Origin of the sequence: Ferrovibrio xuzhouensis (assembly GCF_042648965.1) — a bacterium.
In the GTDB taxonomy this organism is placed as follows: domain Bacteria; phylum Pseudomonadota; class Alphaproteobacteria; order Ferrovibrionales; family Ferrovibrionaceae; genus Ferrovibrio; species Ferrovibrio xuzhouensis.
Window position 1 is genome coordinate 87,008 of sequence record NZ_JBHRYJ010000004.1, and the last position, 17,720, is coordinate 104,727.

Below are 17,720 nucleotides of genomic sequence, written 5' to 3' on the forward strand. Positions count from 1 at the left end.
GCCGACGGGCAGGGACTGCCCGCCGGCGTCCGAGCGCATCAGGCTGCCTTGAACTTTTCGGCATACTGGGTGCGCAGTTCGGCATACCACGATGGCTCCGGCGGCCGCGCCCACAGCTTGGAGACGGCGTCGTCCGGATAGGCCTCCTCGAAGTTCTTGCGGGCGACGTCCGACAGCAGCTTGTCGGCGCCCTTGACCACTGGATTGTAGCCTGAGCCATCGGCCACCTTGGCCGAGACTTCCGGCGAATGGACGTAGTTCACCCATTCATAGGCCTGGGCGATATTCTTGGCGCCGGTGGTCAGCGCCCAGCCGTCGAGCCAGGCAATGGCGCCTTCCTGCGGCGCCATGTAGGAGACCGGCTTGCCCTGTTTCTTCAGCGACAGCGCGGGGCCGTCCCAGGTCTGGCCGATCACCACGCCGTTTTCCATCAGGCCCGACTTGGTGTTGTCGGCCGAATCCCAGAACTGCCTGATCCAGGCTTTCTTGGAGATGGCAAAGGCGAGGATCGGGTCGTAGATTTTCTTCATCGTCGCCTCGTCCTTGAAGGCGTCGAGCATGCGGTTGCTGGGCAGCTTGCCGGTGTGGTCCATCCACAGGCCGATGCCGAGCAGCAACGAATGCGGCCGGCCCTGCACCTTGCCCTTGAACGGCTCTTCCCACAGCGTGCCGTAGCTCAGCGTTTTGTATTCCAGCTTGGCCTGGTCGGTGCGCCACGAGATCGCCTCGCTGCCCCAGCAATGCGGCACGTGATAAAGCTTGCCGTCCCAGGTCCAGACGCTGGTCGAGCCTTCCAGCATCGACGGCACCAGATTGTCGAGATGCAGCTTCTTGGTGTCGAACGGCGCCAGCACGCCGATGTCCTTGAACTGCGGGGCGCGGTCGCGGGTCGGCTGGCAGAGGTCGAAGCCTTGGCCGGCGGTCGCCTGCAGCTTGTTGATCTGCTCCTCGTTCTGCGAGAAGGGCGTCGAGTTCACCTTGATGCCGGTCTTTTTCTCGAAATCCGGAATCACCGGGTTGGGCAGCTCGTCACTCCAATGCAGCAGATCGAGCTGGCCCGAAGACGAGAAGGCATCCCGCACGATCCACGGGCCGGCGGCGGCCAGCGCGGCACCGCCTGCCACACTCTTGAGAAGGCTGCGTCGGTTGAAGGCCCTGGCCGCCAGCCAGGTCTGCAGGCCGGAGTTCTCGCGTTTGCGATCCTTGGTCATTGTGCGCCATCCCTGTTGGTCAACCTGCCGGGATAAAAGCAGGATTCATGCCATGGGATTTCAGTGCCGGAACAGCCGACAGGACGTGCCGCTGCGTCTGTCCTGCATCCGGGGCAGGCAGGACAGCAGAGGGTCTGCCACGATTTCGGGCATCGCCCCGGCCGGGGCTTACTTATGGGATGCAGAGATATGCTACCGGCGGTTTCCGGCCTGCCCCGGACGAGGGCCGCTGTCACCTTAAGGAAAATTAATCCGGCGCCCTCCGTGTCCGGACTGCCGGGGAAGCGCGGGCAGTGATATCCCATGCGTGATCCCCGCATCAGACGGGGTGGCGCGGGTCTGTCCAGCGGGCAGGGTCATGATCGTCAAATCCAGCGTCCAGGAACTGTTCCCGACACCGTTATGGGTGGCGGATCTTCCCCCCGAGCAGGCACTCAGCCTGAACAGCAAGCTCAAGACCCTGATCTACGGCCAGGCCGACCGGCCACCCAACCTGCAGGTCGGCGCCACCTGGCAGACCGACCCGAACCTGCAGCAGCGCGCCGAATTCGCCGAATTCATCGGGCTGGTCAACCTGGCGGCACGGTCGGCACTGGAATTCCTGCAGGTCAGATACGACGGTTTCGAGGTCACCGGCTGCTGGGCCAACATCAATCCCCAGACCGGCATGAATCCGGCGCATATGCACCCGAACAACTTCCTCAGCGGCGTCTATTACGTCTCGCTGCCGGGGGATACCGGCGAGATCGTGTTCAGCGATCCGCGACCGCAGGCAGCCATGGTGATGCCGGTGGTGAAGCAGTGGAACCGCTATACCAGCAACGAGAGCCGGGTGGTGCTCAAGCCGGGCCGCTTCGTGCTGTTCCCGGCCTGGCTGGTGCACTGGGTGCCGGTCAACCCGAGCCCCGAGCACCGCATCAGCATCGCCTACAACATCATGTTCTCCGACTTCACCCGGCAGGTCAGCCCGCCGCAATGGCAGGGCAACGCGCCCCTGTTGCCGCCGGCCAGCGTTTAGGCGGCAGGAAGCAATAGAGGACAGGGACGGCGCGGCCGGCTAGGCTGCCGGCATGATTCGCATCACCGGCCGCATCAGCCTCGATCCGCGCGAGATCGAGGTCAGCTTCATCCGGGCCTCGGGCCCGGGCGGGCAGAACGTCAACAAGGTCGCAACCGCGGTACAGTTGCGTTTCGACGTGCGGCAGTCGCCGTCGCTGCCCGATGACGTGCGGGCCCGGCTGGAAAAGCTGGCCGGCAACCGGCTGACGCTGGACGGTGTCCTGATCCTGACGGCGCAGCAGCATCGCAGCCAGGAGCGTAATCGCCAGGATGCGATCGACCGGCTGGCGGCGCTGATCCGCCAGGCCGCGGTGGCGCCCAAGGCGCGCCGGCCGACCCGGCCGACCCTGGGATCGAAGAAACGCCGCCTGGAGGCCAAGGGCCAGCGCAGCACGGTGAAAAGCCTGCGCCGGGTGCGGTCCAGCGATGACTGAGGCGGTACCGGCCGGCATATGCCATAATCAGGGCATCTGCTGGTCGCGATCCTGCCGTATTTCGCCGCAATGGTCCGCAGGCCCTGACCCCGACACCTGCTGCAACGGATGCCGATGACCAGACGACTGCCTGTTTCTGCCGCCGCTCTCGGTCTGGCCGTCTGCTGGGCGCTGCCGGCGTTGGCCGCCGACGAACCCGTCGGCAAAGAGGTAACACCCGGCGATGCGCAGGCCGATGTCCCGGGCGAGCGCGCGCCGGTGCTGCGGCCGGGCGACGATGGCAAGGAGAAGACCGGCATCTTCAGCTTCGCGCTGGAGAACGACCTCTTCTACAACACCGACCAGCATTACACGAACGGCATCCGCCTCACGTATCTGACGCCGAAGGGCGGCGAGCCGGAATGGATCCGCAATGCCGCGCTGGCCCTGCCGATCTTCAATGCCACCAGTGACATCCGCGTCGAATACGGCCTCGGCCAGAGCATGTTCACGCCCAGCAATATCCGCAATCCCAATCCACCCGCCACCGACCGGCCCTATGCCGGCTGGCTGTATGGCTCGATCGGCGTGATCGGCAACACGCCGGGCGCCAATGGCAGCCGCGTGTTCGACCAGATGCAGGTCAGCCTCGGCGTGGTCGGCCCCGCCTCGCTGGGCGAGCCGGCGCAGAAGCTGGTGCATCACATTGTCGATTCACCGCAGCCGCAGGGCTGGGATACCCAGATCAAGAATGAACCGACCCTGCAATTCGTCTATCAGCGTAGCTGGCAGTCGCCGCAGTTCGAACTGCCGGCCGGCTTCGGCGTCGATGCCACGCCCCATGCCGGCGCGGCGCTCGGCAATGTCTTCACCTATGCCAATACCGGCATGATGCTGCGCCTGGGCCAAAACCTGCCGGTCGATTACGGCGCGCCACGGGTGCAGCCGAGCCTGCCCGGGTCGGGCTATTTCGAGCCGGTCGACGACATCGGCTGGTACCTGTTCGCCGGCCTCGACGGGCGCGCTATGGCGCGCAACATTTTCCTCGACGGCAACACCTTTGCCGACAGTCGCAGCGTCGACAAGCGGCCGCTGGTCGGCGATGCCCAGTTCGGCATCGCCTTCGTGATCCGCGACGTGCGGCTGGCCTATACCCATGTGCTGCGCACGGCGGAATATTACGGGCAGGGCGCCGACGACCAGTTCGGTGTGTTCAGCGTGTCATTCCGCTTCTGACGGTTTTTGTAGCGGAAAGAAGATGGTTTCGACGTCCTCGCTGGCAAAGGTGCCGCCGGCTTCGGGCGTTTCGCCGATCTGGTACAGGGTCGCCCCCAGCATCTGGTGCACCCGGCCGTTGGCATCGGCCAGAGGCAGCAGAAGACGCTCGCCAACCCCGCTGCCTCCCAGGCTGAGGAACACTCGTCCGGCGGCCAGCCCGATGGCCGGTTGCTCGCAGACCCTGCGGTAACGTGCCAGCACCTCCGGCAGTGCCCGGGCCGGCATGATCCGGTCCAGCGGCGTGCCGGCCACAGAATTGGGAAGCATGCGACGGATTTCCTCGCCGGCGAGCCGCAGGGTCAGATTGCGCGTCCGGCTGTCGTAATCGTAAAGGAAGATGTGTGGCAGCAGTGGCGCAAACCGGAAGGTCTCGAAATCCGCGCGCCGGGTGACGAGATTTGCGCCGCGCTGTGCATACCAATGCGTGACAAACGCGCGCAGCATGGGCGCGTGGACTGTCTGCAGGATGCTCTCAATCTGGGACACGGACTAGCACGGATGAATCAGGCCGGAGTCGACTCTGGCAGAAATGGCGACAGGGGCCTAGAGCAGCCACTGCAATTATTCCGGGGCCTGCCGGCGGCGGCTGGTGGTAACTCCGGCCCCCGGTCGTCAGTGTGCATCGACTATCATCTGCGGACACACGGCCAGAGACCGGCATCTTCGTATCCTCTTGTTCACTACCGGCGCGCCTTGAGTAATATCACAGGATTATCACGGCTGCTGATTCTCAAGGCGGTCAATCCGATTGCCTCATACCGGTTGGCTGGATAAGGTTTTCCGATACTTAGGAAAGCCTATTCATCCCGCATGCGACCTGGAAAACGCAAGTCCCTGCTGCAAACCGCTCTGCTGGCAACCGGTTTCGGTGTTCTGGTTGTCGTGTGCCTGGTTTCGGTCTGGCTGGTCCGCGAGGCGGCAAATTCCGGCGACCTAGTAGCCGACACACTGTCCTATACCGCCGATCTCGCCACCCTGCAGGCCGAGGTGCGGCAGGCAGAGAGCGGCCAGCGCGGCTACCTGCTGACCGGCGACGCCCCCTATCTGCGCGATTACGAGGCCGCCACGCGCAAGGTCGGACCGACCCTCGGTCACCTGCGTGAACTGACTGAAGACCGGCCCCGGCGGCAGAAGCTGCTGGCCGAACTGGAACCGCAGATCTCCGCCAAGATGGTGGAACTGGCCCATACGGTCGATCTGGCAAAGACCGGGCAGCGGGCGGCGGCGCTGGATATCGTGAACAGCCAGAGCGGCTTCGAGATCATGGCCGAGGTGAATGCGCGCATCGCCGCCATGATTGCCCAGGCGGAAGGGGTGCTGCGCGACGACACCGACGACGCCGACCGGGCGACCGTGGCCCTGTTTGCCGTACTGACCGTCGGTCTTTTCCTGATTGCCACGCTGGCGGTGATTTCGCTGTCCGTCCTGCGGCGCAGTGCCCGCGAGACCGAGCATGCCAATGCCCTGCTGGAACGCGCCAACGAGGAACTGGAAGACCGCATTGCCGAGCGGACCACCGACCTGCAGGAAGCCAATGACGAGATCCAGCGCTTTGCCTATATCGTCAGCCACGACCTGCGTTCGCCGCTGGTCAACATCATGGGCTTCACCAGCGAGCTTGAGGCGCTGCGCGACGATCTGCTGGCGCTGGCGAATGGTCGGCAGACGGACGGTGTGCAAAAGCAGGGCGTGTCGCCGACGGCAAGTGAAACAACCCTCAGGCGTGACTACAACGAGGCACTGGCCTTCATCAAATCGTCGATCTCGAAGATGGACCGGCTGATCAACGCCATCCTGCATCTGTCGCGTACCGGCCGCCGCCAGTTCACCGCGCAGCCGGTCGACCTGAACCAGCTTTTCACCGACATTACGGCGTCGCTGGCGCACCGGCTGCAGGAGGCGGACATCACTCTCACAGTAAATCCGTTACCGCAGTTGACCAGCGACCGTTTGGCGCTCGAGCAGGTTTTTTCCAACCTGCTTGACAACGCAATAAAGTACATGCGCAATAATATTCCGGGTCGGATCGACGTAACCGTGACCGACACGATGACGCATTACCTGATCTCGGTTGCTGACAACGGTCGGGGCATTGCGCGGAGTGATCTTGACCGCATCTTCGACCTGTTCCGCCGCGCCGGGGTTCAGGATCGTCCGGGAGAGGGCATCGGTCTTGCCCATGTCCGCACCCTGGTGCGGCGCCTTGGCGGCTCGATAAAGGTCGACAGCATCCCCGATCAAGGGACCACCTTCACCGTTGCGTTGCCGAAACGCTGGGCGCCGGCACGTTGAACGCCGGTACGCTGAACAGGAGAGATATATGCGGGAGCAACAGGCCGTCACCATTGTCATGATCGAAGATGACGATGGCCATGCCCTGCTGATCGAAAAGAATATCCGGCGCGCCGGCGTGAACAACCGCATCGAGGGCTTCACCTCGGGCGGTGCCGGGCTCGACTACCTGCTGACCTCGGCCGGGAAGCCGGACAGCGATGCCTATCTGATCCTGCTCGACCTGAACCTGCCGGACATGTCCGGGATCGACATCCTGCGCAAGGTCAAGGAACATCCGGTTCTGCGCAGTACGCCGGTGGTTGTGCTGACGACCACCGACGACAAGACGGAAATCCAGCGCTGCTACGATCTCGGTTGCAACGTCTATATCACCAAGCCGGTCAACTATGAGAATTTCGCCCAGGCGATCAAGCAGCTTGGCATGTTCTTCATGGTCATGCGGGTGCCGGAAGTCGCCGCCTGATGCCGAACCGCCAGCCACATCTGCTGTATATCGACGACGACCCGGCGCTCTGTCGCCTGGTCGAGGTCGGCTTCAGGCGGCTGGGCTATCGGGTCAGCACGGCAGGCAGCGGTGCCGACGGTATCGAGAGACTGCAGCCCGGCCATGATGTCGATGTGGTTGCCCTCGACCATCACATGGATGGGCTGAACGGTCTCGAGACCCTGGCGCTGATCCAGCATCTGTCCGATCCGCCGCCGGTGGTGTTCGTGACCGGCGAGGTCGAGGGCCGGGTGGCCATCTCGGCGCTCAAGGCCGGTGCTTCCGATTATGTGATCAAGGAAGCCAGTGCCGATTTCCAGGTGCTGCTGCAGGCTGCCATTGCCTCGGCGGTCGAGATGCAGCGCCAGCGCCGGCTGCGCGAACGGGCGGAAGCGGAACTGCTGGATTCACGCGACCGTTTCGAGGCGCTGGCCAATGAACGCGCCATCCTGATCCACGAGGTCAACCACCGCGTCTCCAACAGCCTGCAGCTGATTGCCAGCCTGCTGCTGGTGCAGAGCAGTGCCCAGCAGGATACGCGCTCGGCTGAAATCCTGCTCGATGCCTACAAGCGGGTCACCGCGGTCGGCAATGTGCACAAGCGGCTGTATCGCTCCGACGATGTCCGTTTCGTCGATCTGGCCGATTACCTGCGTGGCCTCGTGGAGGATCTGCGCCAGTCGGTCGACCAGAAAAAGAACACCCTGCAGTTCCTGGCCAGCGAGACCCGGATCGGCACCGATATTGCCGTGCCGGTCGGCGTGATCGTCACCGAACTGGTCCTCAATGCGATGAAATATGCCTATGGCGACGAGGGCGGCGCGATCCGGGTGTCGGCCGAGCGCAATGGCAAGCGCATCACTTTTGTCGTCGAGGACGATGGCGTCGGTATTGCCGAAGAAGACTGGCGTCGCGGGCGTGGCATCGGCAACCGGATCGTGATGGCGATGACGGAAAAGATCGGCGGCCAACTGTCGGTCTCCGGCGGCGGGCGCGGCACCCGGATCGAGATTTCGTTCGAGTCCGAGGATCCGATGGCGGCAGAGGATGAGACCGGGCGCGACAGCGCCTCGGTCCTGATCGTGACGGACAGTGTGTCGGGGGGGCGTCCGGCCCCGGAAGCAGTGAATACCGCCATCGGCAGTCTTCTGCTGATCGAGGATGACCCGATGCTGCGGTCGGTAGTGGCCGGCAATCTCGAAGCCCTGGGTTTCACCATCATCGAAGCCGGATCGGCGGGAGAGGCACGCCGCTGTTTCGCCGAAACTGCGGATATCCGGGCCGCGCTGATCGATGTCGGGCTGCCTGATGCGCGCGGCGACCTGCTGGCGGCCGAGTTGCGCCAGGAATTGGCAGGCCTGCCGGTGATCCTTGCTACCGGCTATGACGAGAAAATCTTTGCCGAGCGGTTCGGTTCCGATCCGGCGACCCGGGTCCTGCCCAAGCCCTACAGCATCGAAGCCCTGGTGGCCGCTTTGCAGGCTCTTGGCGTCGGCCCGGTGCCGGCACCGCCGGCGGGTGAGGCGGCCAGGCCGTCACGGCTCAACTGAAGCCGTCCCGACCGGCATCGGTTACGCCGGTATCGGCAGGATGCCGGCGATTTCCTGGATCAGCTTGCGCCGGATCGCTTCACGAAAGGCGTTGAAGTCGCGGGCCGGCACCAGGAAGGCGCCATTGCCACCGATGATCTCCCGCTCGTAGTAATCGTCGATATCCGGTTCCATATGCAGGATCGGCAGACCGTTGATGGTGATGCCGGCCGCGATGGTTTCAGTGCGCTCTTCGCCCGGCGCGGGGCCGACATTGGTGCGGCCGTCGCCGGATATGTCGATGACCCGGCGCAGGGCCTGCAGGGGCCGGTCGCCGGCCACCAGGTGGTCGAGCAGGTCGCGTCCGAACCGCATGGCCCCGGCCGGTGCGGTGCCGCCGCCATAGAGCGTGCGTTCGGCGCGTTCCAGTGCGGTGGCAAAGACGGCGATCTCGGTCTTGTCGTGCAGCAGGGTCCAGGGTTGCAGCAGGGTTTGCAGTCCGTAGCCCGACCACTGGAAATAGCAGGCGGCGATGCGGCCATTGACCCCGGAGCCGATCGCCCGGATCACGGCTGGATCGCGGAAGGCATCGGCATAGCCGCGCTGCTGCAGGACGTAGTGATCGGTCTGGACGCTGCCCGAGCAGTCGGCGGCCAACACCAGGGCCAGATCGACGGTGATGCCGGTTTCGGCCCGCACGGTTCGTAGCGGTGCCAGCAGTGCCGCCGCGCCGGCAGCGCCCAGCAGGCGGCGGCGGTCGGGGCGAAAGGCTATGGCACGGGGCAATGGCAAGTCCGTCAGGCTCCCTTGGGATGACTGCGGAGTCGTGGCGACAGGATAGCACCCCTGTCGCGTCCGGGGCAGACCATATCGACGGGATTACGCAGGCGGACTGGTCAGGCCGACGGGCGGGGAAAGGTCACGGCTTCGATCTTGTTGCCGTCGGGGTCGCGGATGAAGGCGCCGAAATACTCTGTCATGGCGGCCTGGCGCGGGCCGGGTGCGCCGTCGCTGCGGCCGCCATGGTGCAGGGCGGCGGTGTGAAAGGCTTCGACGGCGGCGACATCCGGCGCGCGCAGGCAGACATGCGCACCGGTATCCGCCGGCGCGGCAGGCAGGCCCGGCCGCAGGTTCAGCCAGAATTCCGGATAGGCCTTGCCGAAACCGACGGTGGCCGGGCGCTCGACCAGGCGGCGCAGCAGCAGGGGCGCCAGTACGGCATCGTAGAAAGCCGCGCTGAGTGCCAGATCACGCACCGGAACCGAGACATGATCGATCATTGCCGGTCCTCCTCAGCCGGTCCGGCCGGCGCAGGTCAGCCGCGGAACACCACGGTCTTGTCGCCGTTCAGGAAGATGCGGTGTTCGACGTGGTATTTGACGGCGCGCGCCAGCACCAGGCTTTCGATGTCGCGACCGACGGCGGCGAGCTGGTCGGGCGACAGCGCATGGTCGACGCGGCCCGTCTCCTGCTCGATGATCGGGCCTTCGTCGAGATCGGCGGTCACGTAATGGGCGGTGGCGCCAATGATCTTCACGCCGCGGGCATGAGCCTGCTGGTAGGGCCGGGCGCCCTTGAAGCTGGGCAGGAAGGAATGGTGAATGTTGATGATGCGCCCGGGCATGGCGCGGCACAGGTCCGGCGACAGCACCTGCATGTAGCGCGCCAGCACCACAAGGTCGATGCGCTCGTCCTCCACGATCCGCAGCAGCAGGTCTTCCTGCCGCGCCTTGCTGCTCGGCGTGACCGGCAGGTGATGGTAGGGGATGTCGAGCGCCGCCGCGCGCTGGTATGAGTCGCGGTGGTTTGAGACGATGGCCGGAATCTCGATCGGCAGGGCGCCGATGGAATAGCGGTACAGCAGGTCGTTCAGGCAATGGCCGAACCGCGATACCATGACAAGGACGCGGGACCGGGCGCCCTCGGCGTGAATTTCCCAGGTCATGGCGAAGGGGCCGGCCACAGCGGCAAAGGCCTCGCGCACGCTGTCAACCGGCCGCGCACCGTCGAGGTCGTCAAAGCTGACTCGCATGAAGAACAGGCCGGTCTCGGCATCGCCGAACTGCGCGGAATCGCGGATGTTGAAGCGATGCTCGGCCAGGAAGCCGGAAACAGCAGCCACAATGCCGGGCCGGTCGCGGCAGGACAGCGTCAGGATCATGCTCATGGGATCAACTCAGGGTTTTGACTTCAGGCGGCCGGGGTTTGACGCTGCGCAGGGCCAGGATGATGCGCTCGAACAGTTCGCGGCTGCCGACCGGCCTGACCAGCAGGCTGACCACATCCAGCTTCTGCAGGCGGCTGAGCGTGGTGCCGTCGCGGCTGTCCGACAGGGCGACGATGGCGATGCTGGGGTCCGGCAGGTCGGGGCTGTTGCGGATGCTGCGGATCAGCGCGAAGCCGTCGTGAACGGGCAGGTTGAGTTCGGTGATCATCAGATCGACCGGAACTTCCGCGCGCTGCAGCACGTCATAGGCTTCGGCGCTGTTGACGGCCTCGCGCACCTCGCCGAGATGCAGGCGCGCCAGCATGCGCTGCACCGACTGGCGTGTCCGGTTGTCCGGATCGACCAGCAGGATGCGGCGCAGCCGCAGGTCAACCGGCAGCCGGAGCGAGGACGTGCTGGAATAGGGCAGGGATGACACGGTACAGCCGTATGAAAACAGGGTTAACGAACAGTGTGTGGCGGGCTGGCGGGAAATACAAGAATTGCCTCGCATCCGGCCGGCCTGCAGCATAATCTTTCCCGCAACATGCACGGATTCGCCCGGAAAACAACTCACCATGCTTAATCGCGGCCCTGATTATCTGCGCCAGATGGCCAACAAGGTGCTGGACGCCCTGCTGCAGGGCGCGTCGGCCGAGGCGGCCAAGGGACCGCTGAGCTATGACCGGCTGGCGCAGCTTGTCGAGGTGATGAAGACGGCGCCGGATTACGACCATTTCTACCGCGCGTCCTATGACGGCGTGCTCAAGGTGATGGAGGACGACCAGCGGCGCGGTGCCCGGGTCAATGCCTTCGGTCGCCTGCTGGTGCATCCGCTCGACCCGCTGTTTGCCGAGAACCGGCTCGACCGCCGGCTGATCGGCAACTTCTTTTTCTTCGTGCGGTCGCTGTTCGGTGACGAGGTCGAGGCAATGGCGGAGCAGTCGGCGGAGATCGCCGACGAGCTGCGCGGCCCCGAAGGCGGCCAGCTCGACTGGGCGCGCTTCTATGCCGACCCGCGCGCCAAGCGCATGTACTTCTCGGTGATGGGCCGGATGATCCGCGCCTTCCGCAGTTTCGACGCCCGCCGCGACTGGGCGATGAAGGTGATGCAGCATGACCCGACCGCGGTCGGCCTGTCGTCGACGGTGTATATCGAGCGGCCGTTCGAGGGCCAGGCCCTGCCGTTCGGCAACCGGGAATTCTACCTGTTTTTCGACGGACTGATCCGCCCGCTGGTACGGCTGTCGGCGGAGGACGCGAAGCTGTACAAAGAGGCGACCGGCGAGAACGCGACGCAGACGGCCGGCGATTTCCTCACCAAGCTGGAAGAATACCGCCCCAAGGCGGCCTGAGCCGCCGGGCCAGACTCAGTTGGAGTTGGCCGGCTCGCGGTGGTCGAGCTTCGAGGCGAACTGCTCGAACAGTTCGCTGACGCAGCGCGCCACGGTGCGCTGGTGGTTGTCGTTGAGCTGGTCGGCGGCACGCATGCACATGTCGGCGAACTTGCGGGCCAGCACCACGGCGTCGCGATTGCTCTCCTGGCGGATCTCGTCGAACATCGTGGCGATGAAATCGCGGGTCTGGTTGCTTTCGTGATGCGAGACCGGCCGTTCGCCCATCAGTGAATCGAGCATCGCATTGAAGGTCTGCGACGTATCGATCGCGATGCTGGCGAGGATCTTCTCGATCCGTTCGTTGTCCTTCGGCGTGACGACCTTTTTCGGGCTGTGCGGGCGCAGCTCGGTCACGTCTTTCTCGGCAGGGTTGGGTTTCGGGTTAGAACGGGTCCACATGGCTCGGTCGCTCGCTGTTTGAAGGCGGTGGCTGGTGACTGAGCCGCGGCTCAGTTCACCACTTCGCGCGAGGCGCGGATCAGGTTGTCGATATGCCAGCCCTGGAACAGCCGCACGCCGGCGGCCATGCCGGCCTTCAGCGCTTCCTCGGTTTCACAGCGGGCCATGATCACCCGGTTGGCATCGGCCTCGGCGATCCGGGAAGCGATGTCCTTCGAGGTCCATTCGTCGTGCCGGTCGCGGAAATAGAACAGCTTGATGAAATCGGCTTTCAGTTCCTTGCGGCCGAACAGCTGCAGCAGGTCGGGCGTGATGCCGTCGAGCAGCAGGCGATAGCCGGAATTGTGCAGGAACTCGCAGGCCAGCAGATACTCGCCGTAATCCCAGAACACATCATAGCGCTGCAGCTCGATGATGATCTGTTCCTTCTTCACGATATTGCCGATGCGGCTGTCGAAATCGCGGAAGGTGTCGCTGAGGATGGTGCTGACGTTCAGGTTGATGCTGAACGGGCCGCTGTTGCGGCTGACATAGCCGTCGAGCAGCGAGCGGAACACGCGGGTGTCGAGCGTGCGGGTCAGGTGGTGGAACAGTGAGCGGGCACCGCGCAGGTTCACGTTCGGCGCGATGGCCTGGCGCAGTTCGTTCACGCCGACAAAGATTTCGTGGAAGATCGGCTTCGGCGGCTGGTTGCCGAAGCACAGCGTCACCGGCTGGCGCTTCATGAAGGTCGAGACATCGGCCTTCTTCAGGATGTCGTCGATCTGCTGCAGCGCACCCGGCGTCAGCGGCATGCCTTCGCCCTGGCCGGCGGCGGTGCCGGCCTTGGCCAGCAGGCGCTTGCGGCGCTCGGTGTAGGTGCGATAGCGCTGCTGCAGGCCGTCCATCCACTCCTGCAGGTCTTCGACCTGGCTGTCGAAGCGGTACCAGCGGACGGCGTTCTCGGCTTCCTCGGGGGTCAGGCCGATGGCGACATTGTTGCGGGTCAGGATGTCATCGATTTCCAGCACCAGCTTCTCGAAGGTCTGGTCAAAAAACCGTTCCGACAGCCGGACGAACAGGACGATCGAATAATCGTGCAACGTGTAAAACGTTCCCTCGTATTTCGACATGAGGGAGCGGATCGAATGCACGACGATGTTGTAGCTTTCCCGATTACGCTCGAAGGTCTTGGGATTGACGAACTGCAAGATCGCGGCGAGACGGCCACCGAAAATCTTGCCGCGCATCACACGCTCAAGATCGGTCAGCATCTTCTCGTCGTCGAACGTAATCTGGCTCTGGTTTACTGCCTCGCTCATCGAAACGGTCGCTTTCTCCGGTAACGCTGGTGGAGAGGGCGGCAACACGCCGATCGTTAGCTGTTCTTGGGCCCCCGCGAGATAGTCAATATGGCAAATTCCCCGGTGAGGCAAAAGCCATATGATTGAATTACTCGTCCGTCGGGACCTAATTTTACGTTAACCTTAAAGCATTTGACGTCAGGCAGTGGTATTTCCGCGTGCCGCCAGCATGGCTGGCGTGTCGTAGTCAAGCAGGATGCCGGCGCAGTCGACGGGTACTTCGCAGATCCATTCGGCATGCGGCATGAACAGGCTGCGGGCGCCGCTGTCGCCCTGCAGGCGTGCAAGCTCGTCGAAGAACTGGGCCCCCCACAATGCAGGGTTGCCGCGCTTGCCATTGAAAACCGGCAGGCAGATCGCGCGCCCCTCGACCGGATTGAAGGCCGCGGCGAGCTGGTCGAGGACCATGGTCGAGACATCGGGCATGTCGCCCAGGCAGACCAGAACGCCGTCAGTATCCGGCGGCAGGGCGGCCATACCGGTCCGCAGCGAGCCGGCCAGTCCTTCCGCGTAGGCGGGGTTATGGACAACCTGGAGGCGGTCCCCGTTGCCGGCCGCGGCGGTCACGGCGTCCGCCTGGTGGCCGGTGACCAGCAGCACCGGGCGATGATCCGTCTGCAGCGCAGTTTCCACCACATGGCGGATCACCGGGCGGCCGTCGACCTCGGCCAGCAGCTTGTGGCCGTCGCCGAAGCGGCGCGACAGGCCGGCGGCCAGGACCAGCACGGCGATGTTCGGACGGCGCGGCGCGGCGGGGGCGGCCGGGGGGGCGGTGCCGTCGCGCGGCATCGGGCGGCTGGGGATTTCCTTCAGCAGGCCGCCCAGCCCCATGGCGGTGATGTCGCGCGACGTGACCTCGAGGCCGGCGCAGAGCCGCTGCAGTACCCAGTCGAAGCCATTCAGCTTCGGCGATCGCGCGCAGCCCGGCACGCCGACCACCGGCACGGCACCGTGCCGGCCGAGTACCAGCAGGTTGCCGGGGTCGACTGGCATGCCGAAATGCAGCACCTCGCCGCCGGCAGCCACCAGGCCAGCCGGCACCACATCGCCGCGGTCGACGGTGGCCGAGGCGCCGAACACGAAGATCGGTGCGCAGCCGGCGGCTTTCAGCTCGGAAATGGCACCGGCTACGGCGGCTGTCTCGTGTGCCACCGTGCGGCTGGCGGCGATGCGGCTGCCGAACTGGGCGAGGCGGCCGGCCACCGCCTGTCCGGTCTTGGCCAGCACGCTGTCCTTGGTGCCGGCCACGCGGGTCAGCACCAAGCCGACGTCACGCGGCTGGAACGGCGCGACGCGCACCAGCGGTTCGCCGGCTGCCGCAAGCAGGGCTTCGCCACGTTCGATGGCGGTACACGGTGCCGCGAAGGGGATGATCTTCACGGTGGCGAGCATCTGGCCGGCCTCGACCGGTTCCCAGGGCGCGACCGTTGCCACCGTCAGTGCCTCGTCGAGCTGGTTCAGCGCCGCCACGCGGGCGCCATCGATCACGGCAATGCCGGCCGTTTCGGCATAGAGATTGGCGCGGCCGGTGAAGGCTGCGGCAGCACGGGCCTGTGGGCCTGCCGCCGCCACGGCAATGCGCTGTGCCGCCTCGTCCTCGGCCATGTCGCCGGCATCCAGCCGGGCGACATAAACCTCGCGATGGCCGGCGGCAGCCAGCGCGGCAATATCCTCGTCGCTGAGCCGGCGGCCCTTGCGGAAGCGGTCATTGCCGACCGCAAGGCTGTGGCCGAGGATGGCGCCCCGGGCGCCGCTGACAGCAACCGGACCGAAGAACATCGGTCAGGCAGCCGCCGTGACGGTTCCGGCTGCGGCCTCGCGCGGGGCCGGCTGACGCAGGGCTGCCGTCATCTGCGCGAGGATCGAAATGGCGATCTCGGCCGGTGACTTGGCGCCGATGGCCAGCCCGACCGGCCCGTGGATGCGGGCGAATTCATGCTCCGGGATGCCGGCGGCACGCAGGCGCTCAAGCCGCGCCCCATGGGTCTTCCTGCTGCCGAGCGCGCCGATATAGAACACATCCGACGTCAGCGCCGCGATCAGCGCCGGATCGTCGATCTTCGGATCGTGGGTCAGGGTCACGACCGCCGTGCGCAGGTCGGGTTTCAGCTGTTCCATCGCCTCGTCGGGCCAGTCGTTCGACAGCGTCACGCCGGGAAAGCGCTCGACCGAACCAAACGCGCTGCGCGGGTCGATCACTACGACCTCATAGCCGGTGAACTGCGCCATCGGCACCAGGGCCTGGGCGATATGCACGGCGCCGACCAGCACCAGCCGCAGCGGCGGATTAAACACGTTGAGGAAGAGGGGGCCCTGTTCGGTATCGATGGTGCGCGGCTTGTCCTCCAGCAGGGCGGCGCGTGCCGCCTCGCCGATGCGCGGGTCGAGATCCTTGAGGCCCTTCTTGCCCTGCAGATACAGCAGGCGCTGCTCGCCGCTGTTCAGGAAGGTCGCCAGCACCACCGGCCGTTTGTCGGCGCGGTCCTGCTGCAGCTGCTTGAGAATGTCCTGTTTCATCCGTCGAGCCGTTCCACATAGACCTGGATCTTGCCGCCGCAGGCGAGGCCGACTTCCCAGGCCTGGGCGTCGGAGACGCCGAAATCGAGCATGCGCGGCTTGCCGTCGGCGATGGCATCCAGCGCCTCGGTCACCACGGCGCCCTCGATGCAGCCGCCGGACACCGAGCCGATGAACTTGCCGTCGTTATCAACGGCAAGCTGGCTGCCGACGGGCCGCGGTGCCGAGCCCCAGGTGGTGACCACGGTGGCGAGCGCCACACCCTTGCCGGCCTGTTTCCAGTCCAGCGCGGTGGCAAGAATGTCGTCCGAGATGTCGGTGGTCATGCGGCCATCCTTCCGAGATTGTGCTTCAGCCGGTTGCCGGCATTGCTGGCGTGGCTCAGCGCTGCGGCAAGATCGGCGATGGAGCTAAGATTGTGAACCGGGCGGAAATCGTCAACCTGGGGCAGGATCGCCCGGATTCCGGCGGCTTTCGGCTCGAACCCGTCCCAGCGCAGCAGCGGGTTGAGCCAGATCAGCCGGCGGCAGGATTTGTGCAGCCGTTCCATCTCGCGGGCCAGCCCGCTGCCGCCCTCGCGATCGAGCCCGTCGGTGACCAGCAGCACCACGGCGCCCTGGGCCAGCACGCGGCGCGACCACAGCCGGTTGAACTCCTCTAGCGTCGTGCCGATGCGGGTGCCGCCCGACCAGTCGGGCACCTTCTCGCTGACGGCGGCCAGCGCCTTGTCGACATCGCGCTGGCGCAGCAGGCGGGTGACATTGGTCAGCCGCGTGCCGAACAGGAAGCTGTGCACCCGGGCGCGGTCGTTGCTCAGGGCATGCATGAAATGCAGGAACATGCGGCTGTACTGGCTCATCGAGCCGGAAATGTCGCACAGCACCACCAGCGGCGGCGGGCGCAGGCCGGCGCTTTTGCGCTTCAGCGGGATCAGCGTGCCGCCGGTGCGCAGGCTGGCCTGCAGGCTGGCGCGCAGGTCGATGCGGGGCCCGCGCGGATCGGGGCGCAGGCGGCGGGTCTTCTGCGGCCGGAATGGCCAGGCGATGCGCGCCAGTGCTGCCCTGGCGGCGTCGAGCTCCTCGGCCGTCATCTCGGCGAAATCCTTCTGCTGCAGCAGTTCCTGCGCCGAGAAGGTCAGGGTCGCGTCGATCTCGATTTCCTTCTCGCCGCTGTTCTCCCGTGGCAGTGCGCCCTGGCCGGGCAGCATGGCCTGGCGGATGCGCTGCGACAGCTCTTTCTTTTTCTGGTCGGCGCTGCCGTCCGCCTGCGGCAGCATCAGGCTCATCATGCGCTCGAGGATCTTCGGGTCGCGCCAGAAAATGTGGAAGGCCTGGTCGAACAGTTCGCGCTGGTCGCGCCGGTTCACCAGCACAGAGAACAGCGTCCAGTACAGGTCATCGCGGCGGCGGATGCCGGCGACCTCGACGGCGCGCACCGCGTCGATCGCCTTGCCGGGACCCAGCCGCAGCCCGGCAGCGCGCAGCAGGCGCACGAAATGCACGATATTGGCGGCAAAGGCGCTGCGCTCGCCGCTTGGCTGTTCGCCATCGGAGGGCAGGTCGGGCAGCAGGTTGTTCATGACCGGCGCC

At 65.4% G+C, this 17,720-nt stretch carries 19 protein-coding genes; 7 read left to right on the forward strand and 12 right to left on the reverse strand.

The features are described from left to right. Positions 1-38: 38 nt before the first annotated feature. A complete protein-coding gene (locus ACFOOQ_RS16920) occupies positions 39-1,211 on the reverse strand; it encodes an extracellular solute-binding protein (protein WP_379728783.1) in 1,173 nt (390 codons plus the stop codon). 358 nt (positions 1,212-1,569) lie between these two features. Here ACFOOQ_RS16920 and ACFOOQ_RS16925 point away from each other — a divergent pair, with 358 nt between their 5' ends. From ACFOOQ_RS16925 to ACFOOQ_RS16935, 3 genes are all read left to right on the forward strand, one after another. Beyond that, on the forward strand, positions 1,570-2,229 hold the full coding sequence (locus ACFOOQ_RS16925) for a TIGR02466 family protein (protein WP_379728784.1): 660 nt from the start codon (positions 1,570-1,572) through the stop codon (positions 2,227-2,229). 52 nt (positions 2,230-2,281) lie between these two features. Continuing rightward, positions 2,282-2,704 carry an alternative ribosome rescue aminoacyl-tRNA hydrolase ArfB gene (gene arfB, locus ACFOOQ_RS16930; protein WP_379728785.1) on the forward strand — a complete coding sequence of 141 codons (423 nt, stop codon included), beginning with the start codon at positions 2,282-2,284 and terminating at the stop codon, positions 2,702-2,704. A 114-nt stretch (positions 2,705-2,818) separates the two neighbouring features. Further along, positions 2,819-3,919, forward strand: a complete 1,101-nt coding sequence (locus ACFOOQ_RS16935) for a lipid A deacylase LpxR family protein (protein WP_379728786.1) — start codon at positions 2,819-2,821, stop codon at positions 3,917-3,919. Here the strand turns inward: ACFOOQ_RS16935 and ACFOOQ_RS16940 are convergent. Beyond that, complete coding sequence (locus ACFOOQ_RS16940; RefSeq protein ID WP_379728787.1) at positions 3,905-4,447, reverse strand: PAS domain-containing protein; 543 nt, start codon at positions 4,445-4,447, stop codon at positions 3,905-3,907. The genes ACFOOQ_RS16935 and ACFOOQ_RS16940 overlap by 15 nt on opposite strands. Before the next feature lie 324 nt (positions 4,448-4,771). Here ACFOOQ_RS16940 and ACFOOQ_RS16945 point away from each other — a divergent pair, with 324 nt between their 5' ends. The 3 genes from ACFOOQ_RS16945 to ACFOOQ_RS16955 are packed head-to-tail and all read left to right on the forward strand — an operon-like array spanning position 4,772 to position 8,290. Then, a complete protein-coding gene (locus tag ACFOOQ_RS16945) occupies positions 4,772-6,253 on the forward strand; it encodes a sensor histidine kinase (RefSeq protein WP_379728788.1) in 1,482 nt (493 codons plus the stop codon). A 28-nt stretch (positions 6,254-6,281) separates the two neighbouring features. After that, the gene (locus ACFOOQ_RS16950) at positions 6,282-6,719 is read left to right on the forward strand and encodes a response regulator (RefSeq protein WP_379728789.1); all 438 of its coding nucleotides are present in this window, start codon (positions 6,282-6,284) and stop codon (positions 6,717-6,719) included. Continuing rightward, positions 6,719-8,290, forward strand: a complete 1,572-nt coding sequence (locus tag ACFOOQ_RS16955) for a response regulator (protein WP_379728790.1) — start codon at positions 6,719-6,721, stop codon at positions 8,288-8,290. The genes ACFOOQ_RS16950 and ACFOOQ_RS16955 overlap by 1 nt, the downstream gene beginning before the upstream one ends. A 21-nt stretch (positions 8,291-8,311) precedes the next feature. Here ACFOOQ_RS16955 and ACFOOQ_RS16960 read toward each other — a convergent pair whose 3' ends face one another. From ACFOOQ_RS16960 to ACFOOQ_RS16975, 4 genes are all read right to left on the reverse strand, one after another. After that, on the reverse strand, positions 8,312-9,055 hold the full coding sequence (locus tag ACFOOQ_RS16960) for a DUF1194 domain-containing protein (RefSeq protein ID WP_379728791.1): 744 nt from the start codon (positions 9,053-9,055) through the stop codon (positions 8,312-8,314). A gap of 110 nt (positions 9,056-9,165) precedes the next feature. Next, positions 9,166-9,549 carry a VOC family protein gene (locus ACFOOQ_RS16965; protein ID WP_379728792.1) on the reverse strand — a complete coding sequence of 128 codons (384 nt, stop codon included), beginning with the start codon at positions 9,547-9,549 and terminating at the stop codon, positions 9,166-9,168. 35 nt (positions 9,550-9,584) lie between these two features. Next, positions 9,585-10,436, reverse strand: a complete 852-nt coding sequence (gene purU / locus ACFOOQ_RS16970; RefSeq protein ID WP_379728793.1) for a formyltetrahydrofolate deformylase — start codon at positions 10,434-10,436, stop codon at positions 9,585-9,587. A 4-nt stretch (positions 10,437-10,440) separates the two neighbouring features. After that, entirely contained in the window at positions 10,441-10,914 is a 474-nt protein-coding gene (locus ACFOOQ_RS16975) for a response regulator (protein ID WP_379728794.1), read from the reverse strand. A 139-nt stretch (positions 10,915-11,053) separates the two neighbouring features. Here ACFOOQ_RS16975 and ACFOOQ_RS16980 point away from each other — a divergent pair, with 139 nt between their 5' ends. After that, on the forward strand, positions 11,054-11,830 hold the full coding sequence (locus ACFOOQ_RS16980) for a hypothetical protein (protein ID WP_379728795.1): 777 nt from the start codon (positions 11,054-11,056) through the stop codon (positions 11,828-11,830). A gap of 15 nt (positions 11,831-11,845) precedes the next feature. Here the strand turns inward: ACFOOQ_RS16980 and ACFOOQ_RS16985 are convergent, their stop codons facing one another. From ACFOOQ_RS16985 to ACFOOQ_RS17010, 6 genes are all read right to left on the reverse strand, one after another. Further along, positions 11,846-12,226, reverse strand: coding sequence for a hypothetical protein (locus ACFOOQ_RS16985; RefSeq protein ID WP_379728796.1), 381 nt, complete (start codon positions 12,224-12,226; stop codon positions 11,846-11,848). A 95-nt stretch (positions 12,227-12,321) separates the two neighbouring features. Further along, positions 12,322-13,572, reverse strand: a complete 1,251-nt coding sequence (locus ACFOOQ_RS16990; RefSeq protein WP_379728797.1) for an EAL domain-containing protein — start codon at positions 13,570-13,572, stop codon at positions 12,322-12,324. 180 nt (positions 13,573-13,752) lie between these two features. Beyond that, the gene (locus tag ACFOOQ_RS16995; protein ID WP_379728798.1) at positions 13,753-15,393 is read right to left on the reverse strand and encodes an NTP transferase domain-containing protein; all 1,641 of its coding nucleotides are present in this window, start codon (positions 15,391-15,393) and stop codon (positions 13,753-13,755) included. A 3-nt stretch (positions 15,394-15,396) separates the two neighbouring features. After that, complete coding sequence (locus tag ACFOOQ_RS17000; RefSeq protein WP_379728799.1) at positions 15,397-16,131, reverse strand: XdhC family protein; 735 nt, start codon at positions 16,129-16,131, stop codon at positions 15,397-15,399. Then, complete coding sequence (locus ACFOOQ_RS17005) at positions 16,128-16,457, reverse strand: XdhC family protein (RefSeq protein ID WP_379728800.1); 330 nt, start codon at positions 16,455-16,457, stop codon at positions 16,128-16,130. The genes ACFOOQ_RS17000 and ACFOOQ_RS17005 overlap by 4 nt, the downstream gene beginning before the upstream one ends. Further along, positions 16,454-17,710 (reverse strand): vWA domain-containing protein, encoded by a 1,257-nt coding sequence (locus ACFOOQ_RS17010; RefSeq protein WP_379728801.1) that lies wholly within the window; start codon positions 17,708-17,710, stop codon positions 16,454-16,456. The genes ACFOOQ_RS17005 and ACFOOQ_RS17010 overlap by 4 nt, the downstream gene beginning before the upstream one ends. Positions 17,711-17,720: the final 10 nt, after the last annotated feature.